The sequence below is a fragment of the Alcanivorax sp. HI0044 genome (assembly GCF_001634945.1).
This window is the reverse complement of record NZ_LWEZ01000452.1, coordinates 1-800: the sequence shown is the minus strand read 5'-3', so window position 1 is coordinate 800 and position 800 is coordinate 1. Positions and strand designations below refer to the sequence as shown.

The 800-nt window shown below is 59.4% G+C and carries 1 protein-coding gene; it reads right to left on the bottom strand.

Going from position 1 to position 800, the window contains the following annotated elements:
• The coding region (locus A3730_RS05555) for a radical SAM protein (RefSeq protein WP_156500932.1) at positions 1–690 on the bottom strand (690 nt) is incomplete at its 3' end.
• Positions 691–800 lie beyond the last annotated feature (110 nt).

Here is an 800-nt window from a genome sequence, read left to right as displayed (position 1 = left end):
GCCGTCGATGTCACGGATCAGGCGGATCAGGTCGGCCAGATCCAGGGTATCGCCATCGGCGCCCACGCCCTGGTAGGCGTTCACGTTCTGGCCCAGCAGGTTGACCTCACGCACACCCATGTCCGCCAGGTGCTGGATTTCACTGAGCACGGGCTGAACCGGACGGCTGACTTCTTCGCCGCGGGTGTAGGGCACCACGCAGAACGTACAGTACTTGGAGCAGCCCTCCATGATGGAAACGAAAGCGGAGGGGCCGTCTACGCTGGGTTCCGGAAGGTTGTCGAACTTTTCGATTTCCGGGAAGGTCACATCAATGGCCAGCTCGCGGGTGCTGGCGGCCTGGGTAATCAGGCCGGGCAGGCGGTGCAGGGTTTGAGGACCAAATACCACGTCCACATAGGGTGCACGGTCGCGGATGGCATCGCCTTCCTGGCTGGCCACACAGCCGCCCACGCCGATAATCATGTCGGGTTTGGCGTCTTTCAGCTTTTTCCAGCGGCCCAGCTGGTGGAAGACCTTTTCCTGGGCTTTTTCCCGGATAGAACAGGTGTTGAGAAGCAGCACATCCGCTTCTTCCGGGTTGTCGGTGGGCTCCAGGCCGTGGCTGGATTCGAGCAGGTCCACCATGCGAGTGGAGTCGTACTCGTTCATCTGGCAGCCGTGGGTCTGGATAAACAGCTTACGTGCCATGGGTTGCCTAACCGTCAAATAGAGTGAAAATGGGCGCGGATTATACCGCTGACTGCTGCAAACTGCGAACCGGAGAATTCATGCGAAAACTGCTGTATGTGCTGCCATTG